The following is an 18,376-nucleotide window of genomic DNA, read 5'->3' as shown; positions in this document are numbered from 1 at the left end:
GGAACAGGCCCGATTGGTCAGGCACACAATTCCTTGTAGCCGCTGGGGAAGGTCCCCAAAACCGCTTGGGGGTGGGGTGGCTGCGAAGGGGAATTTCTGGATGCAGAACTTGCGCGCCGCTTTCGTGGCAGCCATGACGCTCGTCGCCGTGTTCACGGACACCGCCGGCGCCGCCTGGAACAAGCCTTGGAAGGCGGAGGATCGCGCACTCGTCGTCGATGCCTACGAGTTCAACCCGATCGACTGGAAGGAACTGGCGGAGGACAAGCGCATCGCCGGTTTCATCAACAAGGCCTCCGACGGCATGCCGCCGGAATGGAACTGCAGCGGCAAGACCGGCGACGACGAACTGCTCTGCAAGAACCGCTGGTGGAAGTATTCCGTCACCAAGGAACTCTACATGACGCGGCGGACCATGGCGAAGACGCTGGGTCTGAAATGGGGCGCCTACCACCTCGCCCGTCCCGGCAATCCGCGCGCCCAGGCCGACCACTTCATCGATTTCGCCGAGCCGGAGGCCGACGACCTCATCGCCATCGACATCGAGGACAACACCAACGAGTGGATGAGCCTTGCCGATGCCGAGATCTTCGCCGACCAGGTGAAGATCCGCACCGGCCGCTACCCCGTCCTCTACACCAATGGCTCCACCGCCAAGTGGATCTCCGACTACCGCGAGACCTATCCGCTGCTGTCGCGCCTGCCGCTCTGGTACGCCCGCTACCGCGACGACATCACCGGGCTCTTCCCCGAGACGACCTGGCCGAGCTACGCGCTCTGGCAGTTCTCCTCGATGCACAACTGCTCGCCTAAGCAGTGCCCCTACCGCGTCAAGGGCGCCAAGCACGACATCGACGTCAACGTCTCCGCCTACGACGTCGCCGGCCTGCGCGCCGCCTGGCCATTCAAGGACCTGATCAAGCCGCTCGACGCGCCGGACGCCCCGAGCCTCGTCGCCAGCCTGAAGGGCCTGACGAGCAAGGCCGGATCGGTCTTCGCCGCGCTGTCGGCGGACCTCGTCCGGTTCGCCGAGACCCCGGCCGTGGTCGCCCGGGCCGAGGCCCCGCCAGCCGAGACCGCCGCGCCCGACCGGAATCCGACGTTCCTCGCCGCTTACGGCCCGGCCGAGCATCCGGCCCCGCATATCGATCCGCTGCAGCTGATCACCGCGACCGCCGAGGCCGAAAAGGCCGCTGCCCGCAAGGTCGACGCCGCCGCTCTGAAGCCGGCGCCGAAGATCCTGCATGCCGGCGGTCCGATCCAGATCGCCGCGCTCGGCCCGCTCGACGGACTGACCAGCGGCGCCCGCGAAGTGTTCGGCCCCGACCTGCCGCCAGCCATGTCCGGCGCGCGCGATCCGCTCGATGCCGCCGAAAAGGCCCGCCTGCGCCGCTGGCTGCAGATCTCCGCCAACGGCTTCCGCCGCGCCGCCGAAGCCGAAAAGGCCGCCTACATGGCCGACAGGGTCAAGGACGATGCGAGCACCAGCACCCGCGGCCCGCGGCTTCCCGCCGTCGGTGGCCAGGGCATCATCGCCGCGGCCGAAAGGGTCGCGAATGCCTTCGTCGCCACGCGTTAGTTTATTGCGGCCTGAGAGGCGGTAGCATTTGTCGGCCTGAAGGGGGCGCCTTGTGCACGGGGACTGCCCGTTGGCTTGAATAAGCTGGACGCTCACGCCAACGCTTCGTCATCCCGGACTTGATCTCTGCGAAACCAATGGTTTCGCTGGGATCCATTCCAAATCGACGAACGAGTGACCTTACGGTCGACCTTCCGGTGTTCTGTCACGGACTGCGGCATCCACCGCAGAGGAATGCATCCCAGCGAAACCATTGGTTTCGCAGAGATCAAGTCCGGGATGACGAAACTGGGACGTTTCCATTCGTCACAGAACACTCAGCGCGCAACGCACATCGCTGGCGCTCCTCAAGCTGGCCCGCACCCTTTGCCAAGTCCACCACCACCGCTAACTTCCCACGCTGCCGTCGTGCGACCGCCGTGCGGCAAAAGAATTCGCCGAACTCCCCCAGAAATTTAGATATTTTTTACTTTCCCCGGAACCGTTCACGACCGCCACGCTTATTCCAGCAACGCCACACGAACACTTGGCACCCCCCGACCCCGATCCGGCCCCCCTTCCCGATCGATGTCGCCAAGCCCGGGCGTTTTCAGACCATCCGGCCCCCCCCCGCCGGATCTGACAGTGAAAAGAGCAGCCGCCCTCCCCCTCGGGCCGCTGCTCTTTTTTTGCTTTTGCCGCGGTTTGCCGGCAGAAGACCCGGTATGACCCGGCGAATATCCTCCCGCTCCGATGATAGTATTGCTCGCGCCGCAGAGGTTCTGCGGGCCGGTGGACTCGTGGCGATCCCGACGGAGACCGTCTACGGCCTCGGCGCCGACGCGACCAACGGCACGGGCGTTGCCGGCATCTTCGCGGCAAAGGGCCGGCCCCGCTTCAATCCGCTGATCGCCCATGTGTCCGACATGGCGATGGCCGAGGCGACGGCCATGTTCGATCCGCTCGCTCGGCAGCTGGCGGAGGCCTTCTGGCCGGGGCCCCTGACCATTGTCCTTCCCTTGCGCGACAGTGCCGGCATCCATCCGCTCGTCGGCGGCGGCCTGTCCACCATCGCGCTGCGGATGCCCCACGGCATCGCCCGCTCGATCATCGCCGCGCTCGGCGCGCCGGTCGCCGCGCCCAGCGCCAACCGCTCCGGCCGCGTCAGCCCGACCACTGCCGACCATGTCGAGGCGAGCCTCGGCGGGCGCGTCGATCTGATCATTGATGGCGGTCCGTCGGCCGTCGGGCTGGAATCCACCATCGTCAAGCCGATGGGCGATCGCATCGCCCTCCTGCGCGCCGGCGGCATTCCCGCCGCCGAGATCGCCGCCCGCATCGGCTTGCCGCTGTTCAGGCCGGGCCCGGATGCCGGCATCGAGGCGCCCGGCCAGCTCGCCTCGCACTACGCGCCCGAGGGCCGCGTCCGGCTGGAGGCGCGCTTTGTCCTGCCCGGCGAATGGCTGATCGCTTTCGGTCCGACGCGCCTTCCCGGCGAGGAGCAAGCGGCGGGCACCATCAACCTCAGCCCGTCCGGCGATCTCCGCGAGGCCGCCGCCAACCTGTTTGCTGCCCTCAGCGCGCTCGATCGGCCGGACATTGCCAGCATCGCCGTCGCGCCGATCCCGTCAGACGGGCTCGGCGAAGCCATCAACGACCGGCTCTCGCGCGCCGCCGCGCCCCGCGGGTAAGGCGCATCCGCGCCTCGCGGTTGAGGCGCATCCGCTCGACGCGGCTCCGCGGCGTGGCTATCGTCCGCGCATGGATCATCCCCCGCTTTCCGCCGATTCGCTCGCCCGCTTCACCGCGCTCGTTGGCGAGGCCAATGCGCTGCGCTCGCCCGACCTGATCGCCCCGTTCCTGCACGAACCGCGCGACCTCTTCCACGGCCAGACGCAGCTGGTGCTGCGCCCCGGCTGCACCGCCGAGGTGGCCGCGATCATGGCGCTCGCCACCGAAACCCGCACGCCGATCGTGCCGCAAGGCGGCAATACCGGGCTCGTCGGCGGCCAGTCGCCACGCTCGGCGGCCGAGGTCGTGCTGTCGCTGTCGCGCCTCAACCGCATCCGCGCGATCGACCCCGTCGGCCGCATGCTGACGGTCGAGGCCGGCGTCGTGCTGGCGACGGCACAAGCGGCGGCCGATGAGGCAGGCCTCCTCTTCCCGCTGTCGCTGGGGTCGGAGGGCTCGTGCCAGATCGGCGGCAATCTCTCTTCCAATGCCGGCGGTACCGGCGTCATCGCCTATGGCAACGCCCGCGAGCTCTGCCTCGGCCTCGAGGCGGTGCTGCCGTCGGGCGAGATCATGCACGGCCTGCGCCGGCTGAAGAAGGACAACCGCGGCTATGACTGGAAGGACCTTCTGATCGGCGCCGAGGGCACGCTCGCGGTGATCACCGCCGCCGTCCTGAAGCTTTACCCCAAGCCTGCCGGGCGCGAGGTCGCCTATGTCGGCCTCGCCTCGCCGGAGGCCGCCCTGCAGCTTTTGACGCTGGCGCAGGACCGGGCCGGCGCGCAGCTGACCGCCTTCGAGCTGATGAGCCGCCGCGGCATGGAGTTCACCTTGCGCCACACGCAAGGCGCCCGCGACCCGCTGGCCTCGGCGCATCCCTGGTACGTGCTGGTCGAGATCTCCTCCTCGCGCTCGGCCGAGGATGCCCGCGACACGATGGAGGAAATTCTCGGCACGGCGCTCGAGGACGGCACCATCGACGACGCCGCGATCGCCCAGTCGCTTTCCGACGCCAAGGCGTTCTGGACCATGCGCGAGGAGATGAGCTGGGCGCAGAAGCCGGAAGGCGGCTCGATCAAGCACGACGTCTCCGTGCCCATCGCCCGCGTGCCGGAGTTCCTCGCCACCGCCGATGCCGCCGTCCTTGCGGCGATCCCAGGCGCGCGCATTGTCGCTTTTGGCCATCTGGGCGACGGCAACATCCACTACAACGTCTCGCAGCCCGTCGGCGCCGACAAGGCGGCCTTCCTCGCGCGCTGGACCGAGCTCAACCAGATCGTCCACGGCATCGTCGCCAGCCTCGACGGCAGCTTCTCGGCCGAGCACGGTATCGGACAGTTAAAACGAGATGAACTTGCCCGTACCAAGGATGCTGTGGAAATGAAGCTGATGCGCGATCTAAAACGGACGTTCGATCCTTTCCATTTGCTGAATCCGGGAAAAGTCGTTTAAAATTCTATTCAGTTTTTCGACTCAGTAACCCTGTGGATAGTCAGGATCACTTAACTGACTTTCTTAGGCTGACCTCAAGATGCCGGCTGTAGCTTCAAGTCATCAAAGGCCGGGAGACATCGGTCATACCGGGAGACCGAGCGATCGGCTCTCAGGCGAGGCATAGAGGCGTCCAAGATGAACATGGCTTCCACTTCAGCATCCCTGAAACCCGAATGGGCGAATGTTCCGATCCGGCTCGATCCTGCTTCGGCCGACCGCAAGCAGAGCTTCGAAATGCTCGATAATGGCGAGCGCGTCAGCTACCGCGTCGACCACCGCGGCGCGGTGATCAGCCGCAAGCTGGAGATGTCGGGCGTGCCGATGTCGATCGCGCTGCCGGCCCGCGCTTTCAAGGGCATCGCCGCCCGTGCAATGGAGGACGGCGCCGGCGAGGTGACCGTCACCCTCGAGCTCTACCACGAGGACCCGAAGTTCTCCGTGCCGCTGCTGGTCGCCAGCGACCTGTTCGACGTCGCCGCCGATTGGCGCGGCTGGGCAGAGCTGTTCAACCTGCCGATGCTGATGGTGGAGTCGGACGGCAGCGTCCGGCCGCTGGAGGAGACGCTCGGCGCCATCCGCGCCTCGGCCGCCGCCCCGCGCCGCCGCTCGGCGAGCCCGCACCGCAACCGGCGCCCGCGCTTCCTCGCCCGGCGCAAGCCCGGCGGCCTGGGGATGCGGATGGTCATCTCCGGCGAAGAGATCATCGCCCGGACCTGATACCAGTAGCTGTTCAGCGAACAAAGAAGGCCGGCGCGTCCTTGGATGCGCCGGCCTTTCTGCTTCGAAATGGCCTCAGCCGGGAAACGCCAGCGCCCAGAGCGCCGAGGCGATCAGCCCGGCGAAGACGATCCAGCCGAACGAGGTGTTTGACTTGAACAGCACCAGGCACTGGTCGGGATCGTCGATGTCGAGCGTGCGGATCTGCCAGAACATCTGCCCCGCGCCGATGGCAAGGGCCGCGAAGGCCGGCCAGGTCGGCCCGACATTCGGCCCGGTCAGCCAGTAGGCCGCGGCAAAGCAGACGAGCGTGCCGCCATAGAGCAAGGCCAGCGCCCGACGGGTATGGCTGCCGAACAGCCGCGCCGTCGAGCGCACGCCGACCAGCGCGTCGTCTTCCTTGTCCTGGTGCGCGTAGATCGTGTCGTAGCCGATGGTCCACAGCACGCTGCCGGCAAACAGCAGCAGCGGCGCTGCCCCGAGCGAGCCCCAATAGGCGGCCCAGCCCATCAGCGCGCCCCAGGAGAAGGCGAGGCCGAGGCCGAACTGCGGCCAGTCGGTCACCCGCTTCAGGAACGGATAGACCGCGACGACGCCGAGCGAGGCGATGCCGAGGCAGATGGCGAAGAAGTTGAACTGCAGCAGCACGGCAAGACCGACCAGCGCCTGCACGACGACGAAGATCTTGGCCTGCCCGCTCGTGACGCGGCCCGATGGCAGCGGCCGCGAGCGGGTGCGCGCGACCTTGGCGTCGATCTTCTGGTCGACGAGGTCGTTGTAGCTGCAGCCGGCGCCGCGCATGGCGATGGCGCCGATGAGAAACAGCGCGAGGTGCCAGAGGCTCGGCAGGCCGGTAGTCACCGCCCCCGCGGCCATCGCCTGCGGGGCGAGCGCGGCCGACCACCAGCACGGCCAGAGCAGCAGCTGCCAGCCGATCGGCCTGTCCCAGCGCGCGAGCTGCGCATAGGGCCAGGCACCTTGCGGCAGCAGGCGGTAGACGAAATTGTCGGACGGCGCGTCGGCAACCCGGTGCTCGGGCGGGGCGGACGCAACGGGATCTCTGAGATTCGACATGGCCGGAGAGTGCGCCGAAAGCCTCTTTCGTCAAGATGTTTCCCGTTGGTAGCGCCTTTGCGACCTTGACCTTGCGCCTTCCTCGCCCGTAATCGGCCTTTCGGCGATGAAAGACGGGCCCCGTTCCATGACCAATCTCCTCCTGATCGGCTCCGGCGGCCGCGAACACGCGCTGGCGTGGAAACTCGCGCAATCGCCCGAGATCGGCGCCTTCTACGCCGCCCCCGGCAATCCCGGCATCGCCGCACATGCGAAAATCGTCCCGCTCGACATCACCGACCACGCCGCCGTCACCGCCTTCTGCCGCGCAAAGGCCGTCGATCTCGTCGTCGTCGGTCCCGAGGCGCCGCTCGTCGCCGGCATCGCCGATGCCCTGACGGCCGCCGGCATCCTGGTCTTCGGCCCGACCGCGGCCGCCGCCCAGCTGGAGGGCTCGAAAGGCTTCACCAAGGACCTCTGTACCCGCATGTCGATCCCGACCGCGGCCTACCAGCGGTTCGCCGATGCCGAGAGCGCCAAGACTTATGTCCGCGCGAGCGGCGCGCCGATCGTCGTCAAGGCGGACGGGCTCGCCGCCGGCAAGGGCGTCACCGTCGCCGAGACGGTCGAGGCCGCCCTCGCCGCGGTGGAGGACTGCTTCGCAGGCGCCCCGGAGGGTGCCGAGGTGGTGGTCGAGGAGTGCATGACCGGCGAGGAGGCGAGCCTCTTCTGCCTCGCCGACGGGACGCGCGCCGTCCTGTTCGGCACCGCGCAGGACCACAAGCGCGCCTTTGACGGCGATCAAGGCCCCAACACCGGCGGCATGGGCGCCTATTCGCCGGCCCCGGTGATGACGCCGGCCCTGACCGAGCAGGTGATGGCCGAGATCATCCGCCCGACGCTGAAGGGCCTCAGCGAAGCCGGCACGCCGTTCTCCGGCGTGCTCTATGCCGGGCTGATGCTCACCGCCGCCGGGCCGAAACTCATCGAGTACAATGCCCGCTTCGGCGATCCCGAGTGCCAGGTGCTGATGATGCGGCTCGAGAGCGACCTCCTGCCGATCCTCATGCAGGCGGCGCGGGGCGATCTTTCCGGTTGCACGCCGGTCTGGCGCGACGATCCGGCGCTCTGCGTCGTCGTCGCCGCACAGGGCTATCCCGGCGCCTATGCCAAGGGCACCGAGATCCGCGCGCTGCCCGAGGACGACGACCGCGCGATCGTCTTTCACGCCGGCACCCGGCGCGACGGCGACCGGCTGCTGGCCGAGGGCGGCCGCGTCCTCGGCGTCACCGCCTCGGCTCCGAGCGTCGGCGAGGCGGCCGTGAAGGCCTATGCCGCGGTCGCCGAGATCGACTGGCCGGAGGGTTTCTGGCGCACCGACATCGGCCACCACGCCATCGCCCGCGAAGAAGCCTCGGCGGAAGGCTGAAGCACGGCACGGCCAAGCAACCGAGCGATCGAGGGCTGCTGGGCCGTCGAAAGTAAGCGGCCCCGGGGCAACTGGAAACGGTAGGTTTGGCGTCAGCGTACCGGACGCTGCTGCCGCGGCCGGGTGTCGCGCTTGCGCCGAGAAGAACTGTCGGCGAAGTTGCAGACATATCCAATACGCGACTTTCCCGTCCACTGCGTTAAGTTCCCCGTCAAGGAACACTTCGAGGGAGGATGCCATGTCGTTTCGCAGAGACAGGATCACCAAGCCGATCTTCCGCTGGGCCAAGGGCGTGCTGCCGGCGATCTCGGCGACCGAGCGGGAGGCGATCGCCGCCGGCACGGTCTGGTGGGACGGCGAGCTGTTCACCGGCAGCCCCGACTGGCAGAAGCTCATCGACATGCCGCCCTCGCGCCTCTCCCCCGAGGAGCAGGCTTTCATCGACGGTCCGGTCAACCAGCTCTGCGCGATGATCGACGAGTGGAAGCTGGTCTGGGAAGACCGCGACCTGCCGAAGGAAGTCTGGGACTTCCTGCGCCAGGAGAAATTCTTCGGGATGATCATCCCCAAGGAGTATGGCGGCCTCGGCTTCTCGCACACCGCCCATTCCGAAGTCGTGCGCAAGGTCTCGTCGGCGAGCGTCGTCGCCGGCGTCACGGTGATGGTGCCGAACTCGCTCGGACCGGGCGAGCTGATGCTCCACTTCGGCACCGACGCGCAGCGCGATTACTGGCTGCCGCGCCTCGCTGACGGCCGCGAGATCCCGTGTTTCGGCCTGACCTCGGCGGAGGCCGGCTCGGACGCTGCCTCGATGACCGACCACGGCATCATCTGCCACGGCGAGCACGAGGGGCGAGAGGTCCTTGGCATCCGGCTCAACTTCGCCAAGCGCTACATTACCCTCGGCCCGGTCGCGACGGTCATGGGCCTCGCCTTCAAGCTGTCGGATCCGGACAACCTCCTCGGCCGCGGCGAGTCGCTCGGCATCACCGTCGCGCTGATCCCGACCGACACCGCGGGCGTCACCACCGGCGATCGCCACATCCCGCAGTTCACCTTCTTCCAGAACGGCCCGCTGACGGGCGAGGACGTGTTCATCCCGATGAATGCGGTGATCGGCGGCGAAGCGCAGATCGGTCAGGGCTGGACCATGCTGATGACGGCGCTCGCCGCCGGCCGCTCGGTCTCGCTGCCCTCGCAGGCCGCTGCGGCGGCCGCCTATTGCGCCCGCGTCACCGGCGCCTATGCCCGCATCCGTCAGCAGTTCAACCTGCCGATCGGCCAGTTCGAGGGCATCCAGGAGCCGCTGGCGGACCTTGCCGCCAACGCCTACCAGATCGACGCCGCGCGCCGGCTGACGGTCGCCGCCCTCGACGAGGGGCACAGGCCCTCCGTGGTCTCGGCCATCATGAAGGCGCACGCCACCTACCGCGCCCGCGAATCCGTCGAGCGCGCGATGGACGTGCATGGCGGCAAGGCGATCATGGACGGGCCGGGCAACTATCTCGGCGCCCAGTACAAGTCGCTGCCGATCGGCATCACCGTCGAGGGCGCCAACATCCTCACCCGCAGCCTGATGATCTTCGGCCAGGGCGCCATCCGCGCGCATCCTTACCTGCTCAAGGAAATGCTGGCGCTGGCCGACACCGACAAGGCGGCCGGGCTCCAAAGCTTCGACACGCATTTCTGGGCGCACGCCCGCCACGCGGTCACCAACACCTTCCGCTCGCTGCTTCATGGCTGGACCGGCGGGCTGGCAGCACATGCGCCGGTCGGCGTCGCCTTCACCAGCCACTGGCGCCAGCTGTCGCGCTACGCCTCGGCCTTCTCAATGCTCTCCGACCTCGCGCTGCTGACGCTCGGCGGCAGCCTGAAGCGGCGGGAGCTCCTGTCCGCCCGGCTCGGCGACATCCTGTCCGAGATGTACCTGCTCGGTGCCGCGCTGAAGCGCTTCGAGACCGAGGGCCGACCGGAAGCTGACCGGCCGCTGGTCGAATACGTCATGCAGAAGGGTTTCTTCCGGATTGGGGTCGCCTTCAACGGCGTGCTCGACAACTTGCCCGCCCGCTGGGCCGCGGTGCTGACGCGCGTCGTCGCCTTCCCCTTCGCCATCCCGCTGCCGATGCCCTCGGACGAGCTGGTGACCGAGGTCGCGCAAATCCTGATGCGCCCCTCCACCCAGCGCGACCGGCTGACGCCCGACCTCTATCTCGGCGAGGGGCGGACCGACCATCCCGTTGCCGCGCTCGAGGCGGCCTTCGAACTGGTCGCCGAGGCGGCCCCGATCGACCGCAAGCTGCGCGAAGCCGGCATCCGCGATTCCCAGAAGGCGCTGGACCAAGGCGTCATCACGGCCGCGGAATTCGACCAGTGGGCTGCGGCACGCACCGCGGTCGCCGGGGTCGTCGCCGTCGACAGCTTTCCCATGGCCGAGGTGTCGCCGATCGCCGCCCAGCACGACCGCCCGTCGGCGGAAGCAGCCCCAACTGCGGCCACGCCGGACGACATCGCTCCGCCGCGCTCGTTCCCCGAGACGACCCAGCCTGCAGAGGCGGCACAGCTGAGCGATGCGACAGCGCTGGGCGCCACCAGCGGGACAGGCGATGCACAAGAGGGCACTGTCGAGACGGTCGAGGTGGAGAACGATCTTGCGGTGTCCCCTGAAACCCTCACGCCCGCCAAGCCACGCGTCCGTCGCCCCCGCAAGCCCGCGGCCGAGTAACCGGCGGAGGCGACAGGATCGCCACCGTCACTGTCCGCGAGGCACTTGCGTTACAATCTGCGCGCGAAAGTGGCGATACGAGAGCGGCGGCGAGAATGCGGTCCCCATCGTGGGATGCGCCGCTGATGGACATGGGCAGCGAAAGCCGGACGGCCTTGTCCCGACCGGTCTTCGCGCATCCAGCTACGCAATCTGCAGTCTAGTCTATTTTCCTATATAGGATTTTATGTCAGATTTTGCGGACTGCGGAGAGACGGACTGATCAAGCGCCCACTCCTGCAGCCTCCGGGTTTGCCCTCCGTCGCGAAAGGGTGGACGCCCGCTGGTTGATGCCTGAGACAGCCCCCGCCGGGCGCGGGACCCGCCCGGCAGATCGGGCCGAGGCAGCGAACGCGGGCGGCGGCAATGGCCTTGGCCGGGCCGGCGCTGCCGATGGAAGGCCTCGAGGGATTGGCATTCCCGAGAGGCAGCGGCCCAGGCGCCAGCGCCCTGGGTCAGGACGTGCAGGGGCGGATGGTCAACGTCTGCCGGAAAACCCGCGGTGCGCCGGACATGCCTGCCACCTTGCGCAACACCAACCCCGGCGCTCCGCCGTTTCCATATCACCCTCCCGGCCGCCCGCGGCGCGGGAGCGCTCCAGGCTGTCAGCGGCATTCTGGGAAGAGGAGCGGCTCAGCTGGAGACGCAGACATAGTCCTGCACCCCGAGCCCCGTCGCCCCGAGCCGCATCCGGTCTCCGACCGCCAGGAACCGCGGCGGGTCATAGGACAGGCCGACACCGCCGGGCGTCCCCGTCAGGATCACGTCGCCCGGCTCCAGGCGGGTGAAGCGCGAGAGGTAGGAGACGAGATAGGGCACCTTGAAGATCATGTCGGCCGTCGAGCCTTGCTGCTGGCGAACGCCGTTGACCTCGAGCCAGAGCGTCAGGTCGCCGTAGTCCTGCAACTCGTCGGGCGTCACGAGCCAGGGGCCGAGTGGCGCAAAGGTGTCGTGCGACTTGCCCTTGGTCCACTGCCCGCCCCGCTGCAATTGCAGGCTGCGCTCGGTCACGTCGTTCGCCAGCGTGAACCCCGCGACATGCTGCAAGGCGTCCTCGACACGGATGTATTTCGCCGTTCGTCCGATCACCACGGCGAGCTCGACGCCCCAGTCCGTGCGGTTCGACATGCGGGGAATCTCGATGGGATCGTTCGGTCCGCTGATCGCCGAGGTCGCCTTCATGAACACCGTCGGCTCGGGGCTCGACTTGAAGCCGGCCAGCGACGCGCTCGCCTCGAAGTTCGGCCCGACGCCGATGATCTTGCCGATCCGCGACAACGGCGCGCACAGGCGCGCCCCGGCCGGCGCGAGCGGCAATGACGCCTCATCGATCAAGGCAAGCGCCCGGAGGGCGTCTGGATCGAGAGACGCACCGGAGAGCGAGCGCACGTGCTGGGAGAGGTCGCGAACCTCGTCCTCGCGGTCGATCAGGCCCGGACGCTCTGACCCGCGAGCGCCAAAGCGCACCAGACGCATTCTGAAATCCTCCACATTTTCAAAGGCGAAATGGCCGAGCCCGATCATGGTTCCCGCCACTGGAAGCTTCGCGCCGAGGGCTTGCGAGCCTAGCGCGCCGCCAGTGCGACAACAACCTTGGATTGCATACGCTGAATAAACAGGATGCGTAGTCAGAACAGAATCAGGCGCAACCGCCCGGCGCAAGAGCGGGCGGATGAAAATGCCGGCGGGCGCCCGCGCCGTCACCGTCAGGGCGGAAGCAGCGCCGCCGCGCCTTCGTTGTCAGAGCGGATTGAGCTCGGCAGCCTCTGCCTGCACATCGCCATCCCCAGCGCTTACCCCGACCCTTGCGGACGGCCACGGATTGATCCCGTCCCTCAGCCAGCGCAGCGTCTCCTGCCAGAAACCGTCGCGGTGCCGCGCATGGAACAGGCCGAAATGACCGATAGCGGGAAAGCCGAGATCTTCGGGCGCGAGGACGACCGCGGTCCGCTCCGCCCCCGTATAGTAGGCGAGAGCCCGCTCGATCGCCGGCTTTGGCGCCAGCGGATCGTCGCTGACCCCGACGGCCAGGATCGGCGCCCGGACAGCCGCAAAGCGGGAGAGAATCGCTGCCCGCTCCTGCCGGGGATAGCTCTCCTCCATCCGACGCCGTCGAGAACTCCATTCCAGCGCGACGCCGGCCGGCAGGTCTTCCAGCCAGCCGAGCCGCCTTCCTGGGAAATAGCCGAGCATCAGCGTCAGCGCGGGCATCGCGACATGCCATTTGAGGAACAAGCGCCGCCGGTCCTCGGCACGGTAGTCGCGCCAGTAGGCATATTGGGCGCCGACCGTCAGCATCCGGTCGATGGCGGGCGCGTGCCGCGAGAAACCCGGCAGGAAGCCGCCGATCGAATGCCCGACCACCTGCAGCGGTTTCGGCAAGGGCTGGGCGAGGACGAAGCGCAAGGCGGCATCGAAATCCTCTTCGCCCCAATCCCGCCAGCGGTAGCTACACCCGCGCAGCGACGCCGGCCGCGAGGCGCCGATGCCGCGATAGTCGTAGGTCACGACATGGAAGCCCGCCTCGGCCAGGAAGGCGGCATAGCGGTGATAGTAGCGGGCGAGGACTCCGGTCGCCGGGTTGACGATCACCGTGCCGTGGGTCCCGCCGCAAGGCGCCGTCCAGAGGTGGCCGCCGAGCCGTACGCCGTCGCGGCAGACGAGCTCGATGGCGGTCGGCAAGCCGGTCATGTCGAGGATCAAGCCCTCACTGGGGTTTCGGCAGCAGCCAAGACGCAGTCCCTTCAACGCAAACGGGTCTGCCCGCGAAGGCAGCCCGGCTCAACCCTAACGCAGGGGCGACGCGTCGGGAACGGCCGAGCCGCTGGCGAACGGAGACACCCTCCCCTTTCACCAGAAGGTGAGGCTCGTCCGGTCAAGGCGTGGCGGCGGGCCTTGCGGCGGCGGACGGCTTGCGGCGCCATCCCGTCAGCTTCATCACCGAGACGTAGAACAGCGGCACGAAGAAGATGCCGAGGAAGGTCGCGGCGAACATGCCGCCCATCACGCCGATGCCGATCGCCCGCTGGCCGCCGGAGCCCGCGCCCGTCGCCAGCGCCAGCGGCGTCACGCCGAGGATGAAGGCGAAGGAGGTCATCAGGATCGGCCGCAGGCGTTGCCGCGATGCCTCGAGGGTCGCGGCCACGAGCTCCTTGCCTGGCGCCTCCAGGTCCTTGGCGAACTCGACGATGAGGATGGCGTTCTTCGCCGCCAGGCCGATCGTCGTCAGTAGGCCGACCTTGAAGTAGATGTCGTTCGCCTGGTCAGTCAGCGTCGCCGCGACCAAGGCGCCGAAGACGCCGATGGGCACCGCGAGGATGATCGAGAACGGCACCGACCAGCTCTCATAGAGCGCGGCAAGGAAGAGGAAGACCACCAGCACAGAGATCGCATAGAGGAGCGTCGCCTGCGATCCCGACAGCCGCTCCTGGTAGGACAGCCCCGTCCACTCCGAAGTGTAGCCGCTGCCGAGCGCGGCGACCTGCGCGTCCATCGTGTTCATCGCGTCGCCGGAGCTGACGTCGGCGCCGGGCGAGCCTTGGATGTTGACGGCGGCAACGCCGTTATAGCGCTCCAGCCGCGGTGGCCCCTCGGTCCAGGCGGTCTGGGTGAAGGCCGAGAACGGCACCATCTCGCCGGTGCCGTTGCGCACATACCACCGGTCGATGTCGCTCGGCAGCATGCGGAAGGCAGCGTCCGCCTGGACGTAGACCGGCTTGATCCGGCCGCCATTGTCGAAGTCGTTGACGTAGGTGCCGGCCCAAGCGGTCGAGAGCGTGTTGTTGAGATCGGAGATCGCGATGCCGAGCGCCCCCGCGAGCTTCTGGTCGATGTTGACCTGGAACTCCGGCTGCTCGCTGGCGCCGTTGCGGCGAACGCCGGCGAGCGATGCGTCCTTGCCCGCGGCCGCCAGCAACTTGTCCTGCGCCTCGAGAAGCGCCGGCCGGCCATTGCCGCCGGAGTCCTTCAGATACATGCTGAAGCCCGAGGAGTTGCCGAGGCCCGGCAGCGCCGGCGGCGACAGGGCGATCACCTGCGCGTCGCGGATCTTCGAGAAGGCCCCCATCGCCCTTCCGGCGATGGCGCCGGCGCTCTGGCCGGCGCCCGTCCGGTCGTCGAAATCCTTCAGCTTGACGAAGGCCATGGCATTGTTCTGACCGGTGCCGGAGAAGCCGAAGCCGATGGCCGCAAAGACGCCGGCGACGTTGTCCTTCTCCTGGTTGAGGTAGTAGTCCTCCACCTGCTTGACGACCTCGATCGTCCGTTCGGCGGTGGCGCCCACCGGCAGCTCGATCTGCGTCATCAGGACGCCCTGGTCCTCCTCCGGCAGGAAGGAGCTCGGCAGCGCCCCGAACAGCCAGACGCCGCCGCCGCCGATCGCCAGGAACACGGCGAAGAAGATCAGCGGCCGGCGGATCATGCCGCCGACACTGCCCTCGTAGGCGCCGGTCATCCGCGCAAAGCCCGCGTTGAACTTGCGGAAGAACCAGTTCTTCGGCTTGTCGTGCGCGGGTTTGAGGATCGTCGCGCAGAGCGCCGGCGTCAGCACGATCGCGACCAGCACCGACAGGAGCATGGCCGTCACGATGGTGATCGAGAACTGCTGGTAGATGATGCCGACTGAGCCGCCGAAAAACGCCATCGGCAGGAACACGGCCGACAGCACCAGCGCGATGCCGACGAGGGCGCCGGTGATCTCCTTCATCGATTTCTCCGTCGCCTCCCTCGGCGACAGGCCCTCTTCCGTCATCACCCGCTCGACGTTCTCGACCACCACGATGGCGTCGTCGACGAGGAGGCCGATCGCCAGCACCATGGCGAACATCGTCAGCGTGTTGATGGAGTAGCCGGCGATGGCGAGGACGCCGAAAGTGCCGAGCAGAACGACGGGCACCGCGATGGTCGGGATCAAGGTCGCCCGGAAATTCTGCAGGAAGACGAACATCACCACGAAGACCAGCACCACCGCCTCGAGCAGCGTGTGGATCACCTTCTCGATCGAGAGCTCGACGAAGGGCGTGGTGTCATAGGGGTAGACGACGCTGACGTCGGAAGGCAGCGCCCCTTCCAGCGTCGTCAGCGCGGCGCGGACGCCCTCGGCGGTGTTGATCGCATTGGCGCCGGTGGCAAGGTTCACGCCGAAGCCCGCCGCGGTCTGGCCGTTGTAGCGGCTGAACGAGGAATAGCTCTCGGCGCCGATCTCGACGCGCGCGACATCGCCGATGGTGACGACGGAGCCGCCGGTATCGGTCTTCAGGGTGATCGCCCGGAACTGGTCCGGCGTCTGCAGCTGGCTCTGCGACGTCACGGTGAAGTTCATCTGCGTGCCCGGCACGGCCGGCAGGTTGCCGAGCTGGCCGACCGAGACCTGGACGTTCTGCGCGGAGATGGCGGCAGTCACGTCCGAAGGCGTCAGCTGGAACTGCGCCAGCTTGTTCGGATCCAGCCAGATGCGCATAGCATAGCCGGAGCCGAAGATGTTGAGATTGCCGACGCCGACGACGCGCCGGATCGTGTCCTCGAGGTCGGAGCTGATGAAGTCGGCGAGATCGGTGGAGGAATAGGACGGGTTCTGCGAGGTCAGCGCGGCGATCATCAGGATGCCGGAGCTCGACTTCGTCACCGTGACGCCTTGCTGCTGGACGGCGTCCGGCAACTGCGATTCCACCAGCGACAGCTTGTTCTGGGTCTGCACCTGCGCGGTATCGGGGTCGGTGCCGTTCTCGAAGGTCAAGGTGATCGACGCGGCGCCCGACGAGGCGCTGGTCGAGGAGATGTAGAGCAGGCCATCGAGCCCGGTCATGTTCTGCTCGATGATCTTCGTCACTGAGTTTTCGACCGTCTCGGCGCTGGCGCCGGGATAGGTGGCGCTGATGCTGACGGTGGGTGGCGCGATCTCGGGATACTGCGAGATCGACAGCTGGGTCAGGGCGAGCAGGCCGCCCAGCATGATCGCGATGGCGATGACCCAGGCAAAGACCGGGCGGGTGATGAAGAAATGCGACATGCCCCTACTCCGCCGCCGTCGCTGGCTTGGCCGCCTTGGCGGGGTCTGATGTCGGGGCGGCGAGCTCTGCCGGTGCGGTCGCCGCGGCCGAGGGATCGACACCTGCCGCCGCCGGGACCTTTTCGGCGTTCGTCGTGACCGGCTTCGCATTGCCGGCAGCGTCGATCGCCATCTCGGTCACCGTCGCGGTCTGCCCATCCTGCACCTTCTGCAGCCCCTCGACGATCAGCCTGTCGCCATCGGCAACCCCAGAGGTCACCAGCCAGTTCGAGCCGACATCGCGCAGCACCGTCAGCGTCCGGGTTTCGGCCTTGCCGTCGGCGGCGATGAACCTGGCAACGGCCTCGCCCTTCGAATTGCGGCTGACCCCACGCTGCGGGAGCAGGAAGCCGTTATTGTCGATGCCGAGGCGGACGGTGGCGCGCACGTACATGCCGGGCAGGAGGATCCGGTCGGGATTGGCGAATTTGGAGCGGAAGGTGAAGCTGCTCGTCGTCTCGCTGACAAAGCGGTCGGCGGCCTCGATGGTGCCGGTCTCGGAATAGGGGGTACCGTCCGCCAGCGTCAGCTTGGCCTCGATCTTCTCCTCGCCGCCGGCAACACTGCGCACCGCCCCTTCCTGCAGCTCCTTGCGGAACTTCAGGAGGTTGCCGCTCGATTCGGTGAGATCGACATAGACCGTGTCGAGCTGGCGGATGGTGGCGAGAACATTGCTCTGAGCGGCGGTGACGAGCGAGACGGAGGAGACCGACGACGTACCGATCTGGCCATCGATCGGCGCCTTGATCGTGGTGTAGTCGAGGTTGATCTGCGCGGTTTCGAGGTCGGCTTCCGAGACGGCGACATCCGCCTCCGCCTGGAGGTAAGTCGCCTGCGCGTCCTCGGCGTCCTGCTTGGAAACGACGCTCGTCGCGCCGAGATTGTTGTAGCGCTCGGCCTTGGCCTTGGCCGAGGGAACGGCGGCCTGCGTCTTTTTCAAGGCTGCAGCGGCGGCGGCAAGCTTGGCCTGGTAGCTGCGCGGATCGATCTGGTAGAGCACGTCGCCCGCCTTGACCTCGCTGCCCTCCTGGAACACGCGCTTCTGCACGAGACCATCCACCTGCGGCCGGATCTCCGCCGTCTGCAGCGCCACGACGCGGCCGGAGACGCTGGCCGTGATCGAAATTTCCTGCGGATGGACAGTCACCACGCCGACCTCCGGCACCGGCGCAGGACGGGCCGCCGCGTCCTTCGATTCACCGGAGCAGGCGGAAAGGCTCAACGCCGCCAGCATCAGGCCGATGACGGCCCGCTGCCGTGTGGTCGGCAGCGCCCAGGAGGCATTTGCTGTCTGGTTCATATCGGCCACTCTGGTGAGGATCTCGCCGAACCCAGTGCGGGCACGCGGTGTAAGGTGCTGGATGATATATAGGCAGCCAACCGTTACGCCGTGTATCAAATTATATCCGCGCTTCCGGCGCCCGGCGGGCGGGCGTGCGCGGTCCGCCAAGACCGCTCGAGTGTCCGGCAGGCTCGCGGAATAAGCAACGTTCAGCGAGTGTTGGTAAGGATCGAGGCCTCATCGACGGCAGGGGCGCTGACACGGCCGCGATCCCATCGGCCAGCCTGTCAGACCCTGCATCCCTG

Annotated in this window: 11 protein-coding genes; 6 read left to right on the top strand and 5 right to left on the bottom strand. The window is 67.7% G+C overall.

All coding sequences use genetic code 11. The features are described 5' to 3' along the window. Window positions 1-100: 100 nt before the first annotated feature. The 4 genes from ACZLZY_RS15185 to ACZLZY_RS15170 all read left to right on the top strand — a co-directional run bounded on the left by ACZLZY_RS15185 (window position 101) and on the right by ACZLZY_RS15170 (window position 5,500). Window positions 101-1,579 carry a glycoside hydrolase family 25 protein gene (locus ACZLZY_RS15185; protein WP_472934572.1) on the top strand — a complete coding sequence of 493 codons (1,479 nt, stop codon included), beginning with the start codon at window positions 101-103 and terminating at the stop codon, window positions 1,577-1,579. A gap of 704 nt (window positions 1,580-2,283) precedes the next feature. Next, window positions 2,284-3,249 carry an L-threonylcarbamoyladenylate synthase gene (locus tag ACZLZY_RS15180; protein ID WP_472934571.1) on the top strand — a complete coding sequence of 322 codons (966 nt, stop codon included), beginning with the start codon at window positions 2,284-2,286 and terminating at the stop codon, window positions 3,247-3,249. A 70-nt stretch (window positions 3,250-3,319) separates the two neighbouring features. Next, complete coding sequence (locus ACZLZY_RS15175; protein ID WP_472934570.1) at window positions 3,320-4,741, top strand: FAD-binding oxidoreductase; 1,422 nt, start codon at window positions 3,320-3,322, stop codon at window positions 4,739-4,741. A 177-nt stretch (window positions 4,742-4,918) separates the two neighbouring features. Further along, window positions 4,919-5,500 (top strand): DUF6101 family protein, encoded by a 582-nt coding sequence (locus ACZLZY_RS15170; protein ID WP_472934569.1) that lies wholly within the window; start codon window positions 4,919-4,921, stop codon window positions 5,498-5,500. 75 nt (window positions 5,501-5,575) lie between these two features. On the opposite strand, the gene ubiA is transcribed toward ACZLZY_RS15170, so the two are convergent. Then, complete coding sequence (gene ubiA, locus ACZLZY_RS15165) at window positions 5,576-6,574, bottom strand: 4-hydroxybenzoate octaprenyltransferase (RefSeq protein ID WP_472934568.1); 999 nt, start codon at window positions 6,572-6,574, stop codon at window positions 5,576-5,578. 127 nt (window positions 6,575-6,701) lie between these two features. Between ubiA and purD the strand changes: the two genes are divergently transcribed. Together purD and ACZLZY_RS15155 are read left to right on the top strand one after the other, a co-directional pair. Continuing rightward, window positions 6,702-7,982: a phosphoribosylamine--glycine ligase gene (purD, locus tag ACZLZY_RS15160; RefSeq protein WP_472934567.1), complete on the top strand. Its 1,281-nt coding sequence runs from the start codon at window positions 6,702-6,704 to the stop codon at window positions 7,980-7,982. A gap of 238 nt (window positions 7,983-8,220) precedes the next feature. Next, window positions 8,221-10,704, top strand: coding sequence for an acyl-CoA dehydrogenase (locus ACZLZY_RS15155; RefSeq protein ID WP_472934566.1), 2,484 nt, complete (start codon window positions 8,221-8,223; stop codon window positions 10,702-10,704). A gap of 672 nt (window positions 10,705-11,376) precedes the next feature. Here the strand turns inward: ACZLZY_RS15155 and ACZLZY_RS15150 are convergent. The 4 genes from ACZLZY_RS15150 to ACZLZY_RS15135 form a co-directional block, all read right to left on the bottom strand. Then, window positions 11,377-12,219 carry a fumarylacetoacetate hydrolase family protein gene (locus ACZLZY_RS15150; protein ID WP_472934565.1) on the bottom strand — a complete coding sequence of 281 codons (843 nt, stop codon included), beginning with the start codon at window positions 12,217-12,219 and terminating at the stop codon, window positions 11,377-11,379. A 264-nt stretch (window positions 12,220-12,483) separates the two neighbouring features. Next, window positions 12,484-13,434 carry an alpha/beta hydrolase family protein gene (locus ACZLZY_RS15145; RefSeq protein WP_472934564.1) on the bottom strand — a complete coding sequence of 317 codons (951 nt, stop codon included), beginning with the start codon at window positions 13,432-13,434 and terminating at the stop codon, window positions 12,484-12,486. A 184-nt stretch (window positions 13,435-13,618) separates the two neighbouring features. After that, entirely contained in the window at window positions 13,619-16,750 is a 3,132-nt protein-coding gene (locus ACZLZY_RS15140; protein ID WP_472934563.1) for an efflux RND transporter permease subunit, read from the bottom strand. 4 nt (window positions 16,751-16,754) lie between these two features. Beyond that, window positions 16,755-18,089 (bottom strand): efflux RND transporter periplasmic adaptor subunit, encoded by a 1,335-nt coding sequence (locus ACZLZY_RS15135; RefSeq protein ID WP_472934562.1) that lies wholly within the window; start codon window positions 18,087-18,089, stop codon window positions 16,755-16,757. Window positions 18,090-18,376: the final 287 nt, after the last annotated feature.

This window comes from Mesocryomonas lacus (assembly GCF_055730135.2).
This window is presented reverse-complemented; position numbering and strand designations above follow the sequence as displayed.